Raw genomic sequence first — 5,787 nt, 5'->3', positions numbered from 1 at the left:
GAGACAACCACCGGCGAGACGACCGGCGAGACAACCACCGGCGAGACGACGGGCGAGACAACCACCGACGGCGACTGGAACAACGGCGGCGGCAACGGCAACGGAGGAGACGACGGCGGAGCACTGATCCCATGACGCCCGCCGTGCCCCCGGCGCCGCCCGCCGTGCGCCCCGCCCCGGTCGACGTGTCCTGAGGGGCGCGGGCCCGCCCGCCCCGCGTACGGCAGGATGAGCCCATGACGAGCGTGGACCACGACCCGGCCCGGCGGCCGGCCGTCGCCGGGGCGCCGGACGAGCCGCCCGTGGCCCCCACCCGGCACGACGAGATCGCCGCCCGCGGCAGCGAGGCGCTCGGCGGGCCGCTGGGCCGCCGAGCGCTGCTCGGCGGCTCCTGGTGGACTCCGGTGCGGGTGGTTGCGCTCGTGGCGATCGGGATGTTTGCGCTCGGCATGGTGCAGAAGTACCCGTGCTACGACGGCGCCTGGTTCTCCGGCGCCAACGCCCAGTACACCCGCGCCTGCTACTCCGACATCCCGCACCTCTACCAGGGCCGCGGCTTCGCCGACGACCTCACGCCGTACTTCGACCGCCTCCCGCCGGAGGTCTCCGGCGAGGGCGGCATGGAGTACCTCGAATACCCGGTCCTGACCGGGCTGTTCATGGAGGTCGCCTCCTGGCTCACGCCGGGCGGCGACGACCTGGTCCACCGCGAGCAGGTCTACTGGATGGTCAACGCCGGCATGCTGATGATCTGCACCGCGATCGTCGCCGTCTGCGTCGCCCGTACGCACCGCCGCCGGCCCTGGGACGGGCTCCTCGTGGCCCTCGCCCCCGCGCTCGCGCTCACCGCGACGATCAACTGGGACCTGCTCGCCGTCGCCCTCACCGCCGCCGCGATGCTCGCCTGGTCCCGCAGCCGCCCCGTCGCCGCCGGCGTGCTCCTCGGCCTCGCCACCGCCGCCAAGCTGTACCCCGCGCTGCTGCTGTGGCCCCTGCTGCTGCTCTGCCTGCGCGCCGGCCGGCTACGGCAGTTCGGCGCCGCGACCGCCGCAGCCGCCGGCGCCTGGCTCGCCGTCAACCTGCCCGTGATGATCGGGGCGCCGGACGGCTGGGCGAAGTTCTACACCTTCAGCCAGGAACGGGGCGTCGACTTCGGCTCGTTCTGGCTGATCATCTCCCAGCGCTCCGGCGACCCCGTGGACGACGCCAACCTCTACGCCGTCTGCCTGATGGTCCTCGGCTGCATCGGCATCGGCGCCCTCGCGCTCACCGCCCCGCGCCGCCCGCGCTTCGCGCAGCTCGCGTTCCTGGTCGTGGCGCTGTTCATCGTCACCAACAAGGTCTACTCGCCGCAGTACGTCCTGTGGCTCATCCCGCTCGCCGCGCTCGCCCGGCCGCGCTGGCGCGACTTCCTCATCTGGCAGGGCTGCGAGGTCGCGTACTACCTGGGCATCTGGCTCTACCTCGCCTACACCAACGGCGGCGACGACGCCAAGGGCCTGCCCCCGGACGGCTACCACGTGGCCATCGCCGCGCATCTGCTCGGCACGCTGTACCTGTGCGCGGTGGTCGTACGCGACATCGTGATGCCGGACCGCGACCCCGTACGCCGCCTCGGCGACGACGACCCCGGTGGCGGCGTCCTGGACCGGGCGCCGGACGTGCGGGTGCTCGCCGAGGCCGGCCACGGGCGGCACCTGGCGGGCGTGCTGGGCGCGTACGGGGCGCCGCAGGTGCGGTGGGGAGCGGAACGGGTCACGAAACCCGGCCCGGTGTCCCCCATCGAGTGAACTCGGGCTGCTGAGAAGGGGGTCCCGGGGGCGAAGCCCCCGGGATTCTTCAGCGGGGGACCACAGCGGAGCGGCTCAGCGCTCCACCACCCGGTCCGGCTGCGTCGTCGTGTGCCGCAGATGCGCGATCATCTCGTCCCCCTGCGCCGGCGCCGACGACTCGGCCGGCAGGAACAGGATCGACACCTGCATGTGCGGCGGCTCCGCGAACCAGCGCTGCTTGCCCTCCCACGTGAACGGCGACAGGTTGCGGTTCACCGTCGCAAGACCCGCCCGCGCCACGCCCTTCGCCCGCGGCGCCAGCCCGTGCATCGCCTTCGGCGCCTCAAGACCGACGCCCTGCGACGTGCCGCCGGCGACCACCACGAGGTGGCCGTCGCCCGAGACCTTCTGCTGCCGGTAGCCGAAGCGGTCGCCCTTCGCCACCCGCGTGACGTCCAGCACCGTGCCCCGGTACTGCGTCGCGTCGTGGTCGCCCAGCCACAGCCGGGTGCCGATACGTGCCCGGAAGCGCGTCTGCGGGAACTGCCGCTGCAACTGCTCGAACTCGTCCGCCCGCAGATGGCTGACGTACATCGTGTGCAGCGGCAGCCGCGCCGCGCGCAGCCGGTCCATCCACGCGATGACCTCGTCGACCGCGCTGGTGCCGTCCGTGCGGTCCAGCGGCAGGTGGATCGCGAAGCCCTCCAGCGTCACGTCCCCCAGCAGCGAGGCGAGCTTGGGCAGCTCCTCCTCCGTCACCCCGTGCCGCCGCATCGAGCTCATCACCTCGATGACGATCCGGGCCCCGACCAGCCGCCCCACCGCGTCCACCGACGCGACGGTGCGGATCACCCGCGTCGGCAGCGGGACGGGCTCCTCGGTGAGCTGGTACGGGGTGAGGACGAGCAGGTCGCCGCTGACGAAGTCGCGCGCCCGCGCCGCCTCGTACACCGTGCCCACCGCCAGCGGGCCCGTCCCCAGCCGGGTGCACTCGGCGGCCAGGCGCTCGTGGCCGAAGCCGTAGCCGTTGCCCTTGCAGACGGGGACGAGTCCGGGGAACTGCTCCAGGATGTGCTGCTGGTGTGCGCGCCACCGCGCGGTATCGACGTAGAGCGTGAGCGGCATGGCGGTCGGTTTACCTTCCTTCGCGGTGCCGGGAGTCCTTCCTTCGCGCGCAGTCCGCTGCTACACGCGCAAGTCCGCCGAGGTCAGCGGCGGGACATGTAGATGTCGAGAGCCTTGTGGAGCAGCTTATTCAACGGGTAGTCCCACTCGCCCAGGTATTCGGCAGCCTGACCGCCCGTGCCCACCTTGAACTGGATCAGCCCGAAGAGGTGGTCGCTGTCCACGAGGGCGTCGCCGATGCCGCGCAGGTCGTACACGTGCCCGCCGGCGGCGTGCGCGTCCTTCAGCATCTGCCACTGGATGGCGTTCGACGGGCGCACCTCGCGCCCGTGGTTGGCGGAGGCGCCGTACGAATACCACACGTGCCCGCCCACCGTCAGCATCGTCGTCGCCGCCAGGCACTCGCCCTGGTGGAGCGCGAAATACAGCCGCATCCGGCCCGGCTCCTCGGCGTTGAGCACCTTCCACATGCGCTCGAAGTACGCCTGCGGGCGGGGCCGGAACTTGTCGCGCTCGGCCGTGATCTCGTACAGCCGCTGCCACTCGCCGAAGTGCTCAAGACCGCCCTGCACCACCTCGACGCCGGCCTTCTCGGCCTTCTTGACGTTGCGCCGCCAGAGCTGGTTGAAGCCCTTGAAGATCTCGTCCACGGAGCGCCCCGCCAGCGGCACCTGGAAGACGTACCGCGGCTGCACGTCGCCGAAGCCCGCGCCGCCGTCCTCGCCCTGCTGCCAGCCCATCCGCCGCAGCCGCTCGGCGACCTCGAACGCCTGCGGCTCGACGACGTCGGCCTTGACGTCCCGCAGCCGCTTGACGTCCGGGTCGGCGATGCCCGCCTTGATCGTCGGGGCCTCCCAGCGGCGGATGATCACCGGCGGGCCCATCTTCACGGAGAACGCGCCCTGCTTCTTCAGATGCGCCAGCATCGGCGTCAGCCACGCGTCGAGGTTCGGCGCGTACCAGTCGATGACCGGCCCCTCCGGCAGATACGCCAGATACCGCTTCACCTTCGGCAACTGCCGGTACAGCACCAGACCCGCGCCCACCTGCCGGCCGCCGTCGAACCAGCCCAGGTTCTCCGCGCGCCACTCGGACTTCACGTCCGCCCACGCCGGGATCTGGCAGTGGCTCGCGGCAGGCAGGCTGCGGATGTACGCCAGATGCTGCTCGCGGCTGATGGGCTGCAGGGTCAGGCTCATGGCGGCGCTCCTCGTGCTGCGGCGGGTTGCCGAGTGCGGCAGGCTTCTCGCGGGTGAAGCCTACTGCGGGCGCGCCTGAGCCCAGGAGGGAAGGCCCCAAGCCGCGGGCCTACGCGGACGGGGAGAGCCGGTGCGGGTGCCGGCGGGGTGCACCGGCGGTGTCGGTGGGGTCGGCGGTGCCGGAGGGGCCGGCGGTGTCAGAGGGAGAAGCCGCCGCGCGCCATCGCGATGAAGAAGCCGAGACCGGACGCCCCCAGCCCCAGGAGGATCAGGAACCGCTCCCGGGTGGTCACGGAGATCATCTGGGCCCACGCCCCGGTGACGATCCCGATCAGTCCCGCCCAGGTCGCCGGCACGTGCAGACCGCGCCACTGCGCCAGGACGACGGCGACGGCGCCGACGACGAGCGTGATGAGGAGGAGAGTGTCCTGCGCGACGTGCGGTTTTCCGTCGCTGGCGAAGAGGCCGATGTTGCGCTGCGGGGGCTGTACTGCCTGAGACATAGGCATAGGGGCACCTCCATGCCCGTATGGCGGCGCGGGCTCCAGAGTCGTACGTGACGCCGCTCACACCCGTATGTACAGATTGCCGGGAATCGTGGCCGGATTTCAACCGGAAGGGCCGCTGCGGGTAGTGTGTACGGTCTGTAGCGGAGTCCGCCCAGGCCGGCCACCGCATCCGGCGCCCCATCCGGGCCGCCGCCGCGGATTGTCAGTGCCGGGCGCTACCGTTGCGACGCAATGAAGAACCTCCTGCCACGGAGAGACCGTGGCCGCCGAGTCCAGAGGAGGTGGGTTCCACAATGCGTCACTACGAGGTGATGGTCATCCTCGACCCCGATCTTGAGGAGCGTGCAGTCTCCCCGCTGATCGAGTCCTTCCTGTCCGTGGTCCGCGAGGCCAAGGGCAAGGTGGAGAAGGTCGACACCTGGGGCCGTCGTCGTCTCGCTTACGAGATCAAGAAGAAGCCCGAGGGCATCTACTCGGTCATCGACATCCAGGCCGAGGCCGATGTCGTCAAGGAGCTCGACCGGCAGATGAACCTCAACGAGTCGGTGCTGCGGACCAAGGTCCTGCGCCCCGCGATCCACTGACGACAACCGACGAGCAGACCGCGTACGGCCTGTCCGACCCCGGACAGACCGCGTACGAGTAACCGAACCGACCGAACCGACCCGAACCGGCAGCACTGACTGGGCTGTCGGCACTGACAAGCCAGACCCGCACCACCGGCAGCAACCGCGAGAGGTCAAGACATGGCAGGCGAGACCGTCATCACCGTCGTCGGAAACCTGACCGATGACCCCGAGCTGCGCTTCACGCCGTCCGGCGCGGCCGTCGCGAACTTCACGATCGCGTCGACGCCCCGGACGTTCGACCGGCAGACGAACGAGTGGAAGGACGGCGACCCGCTGTTCCTCCGCGCGTCGATCTGGCGCCAGGCGGCGGAGAACGTCGCCGAGTCGCTGACGCGCGGCACGCGCGTGGTTGCCCAGGGCCGGCTCCGCCAGCGTTCGTACGAGACCCAGCAGGGCGAGAAGCGGACCGTGGTGGAGCTGGAGGTCGACGAGATCGGCCCCGCGCTCCGGTATGCCACTGCCAAGGTCACCAAGACCACCGGCAGGGGCGGCCAGGGCGGCGGCTTCGGCGGCGGCGGCCAGCAGGGCGGTCAGGGCGGCGGCTGGGGCGGAG

At 71.3% G+C, this 5,787-nt stretch carries 6 protein-coding genes; 3 read left to right on the top strand and 3 right to left on the bottom strand.

Going from position 1 to position 5,787, the window contains the following annotated elements; genetic code table 11:
- Window positions 1-236: 236 nt before the first annotated feature.
- Window positions 237-1,790 (top strand): glycosyltransferase family 87 protein, encoded by a 1,554-nt coding sequence (locus tag B124_RS36745; RefSeq protein ID WP_496507366.1) that lies wholly within the window; start codon window positions 237-239, stop codon window positions 1,788-1,790.
- A 75-nt stretch (window positions 1,791-1,865) separates the two neighbouring features.
- Here the strand turns inward: B124_RS36745 and B124_RS36740 are convergent, their stop codons facing one another.
- From B124_RS36740 to B124_RS36730, 3 genes are all read right to left on the bottom strand, one after another.
- Complete coding sequence (locus tag B124_RS36740) at window positions 1,866-2,897, bottom strand: alanine racemase (RefSeq protein WP_496507365.1); 1,032 nt, start codon at window positions 2,895-2,897, stop codon at window positions 1,866-1,868.
- A gap of 83 nt (window positions 2,898-2,980) precedes the next feature.
- Window positions 2,981-4,096, bottom strand: coding sequence for a lipid II:glycine glycyltransferase FemX (locus B124_RS36735; protein WP_496507364.1), 1,116 nt, complete (start codon window positions 4,094-4,096; stop codon window positions 2,981-2,983).
- Between the two features lie 197 nt (window positions 4,097-4,293).
- Entirely contained in the window at window positions 4,294-4,599 is a 306-nt protein-coding gene (locus B124_RS36730; RefSeq protein WP_496507363.1) for a hypothetical protein, read from the bottom strand.
- 299 nt (window positions 4,600-4,898) lie between these two features.
- Here B124_RS36730 and rpsF point away from each other — a divergent pair, with 299 nt between their 5' ends.
- Both rpsF and B124_RS36720 read left to right on the top strand, forming a co-directional pair.
- Window positions 4,899-5,189, top strand: coding sequence for a 30S ribosomal protein S6 (gene rpsF, locus B124_RS36725; protein WP_496507362.1), 291 nt, complete (start codon window positions 4,899-4,901; stop codon window positions 5,187-5,189).
- A 162-nt stretch (window positions 5,190-5,351) separates the two neighbouring features.
- Window positions 5,352-5,787 (top strand): single-stranded DNA-binding protein (locus tag B124_RS36720; protein WP_496507361.1); only part of this gene is annotated, 436 nt, incomplete at its 3' end.

The sequence above is a fragment of the Streptomyces sp. CNP082 genome, assembly GCF_059570535.1.
The sequence above is the reverse complement of the archived record's forward strand: the minus strand, read 5'-3'. Positions and strand labels throughout refer to the sequence as shown.

Coding starts and splice junctions, on each gene's coding strand:
- B124_RS36745 (WP_496507366.1), top strand. CDS start 237: ATGACGAGCGTGGACCACGACCCGGCCCGGCGGCCGGCCGTCGCCGGG.
- B124_RS36740 (WP_496507365.1), bottom strand. CDS start 2,897: ATGCCGCTCACGCTCTACGTCGATACCGCGCGGTGGCGCGCACACCAG.
- B124_RS36735 (WP_496507364.1), bottom strand. CDS start 4,096: ATGAGCCTGACCCTGCAGCCCATCAGCCGCGAGCAGCATCTGGCGTAC.
- B124_RS36730 (WP_496507363.1), bottom strand. CDS start 4,599: ATGTCTCAGGCAGTACAGCCCCCGCAGCGCAACATCGGCCTCTTCGCC.
- rpsF (WP_496507362.1), top strand. CDS start 4,899: ATGCGTCACTACGAGGTGATGGTCATCCTCGACCCCGATCTTGAGGAG.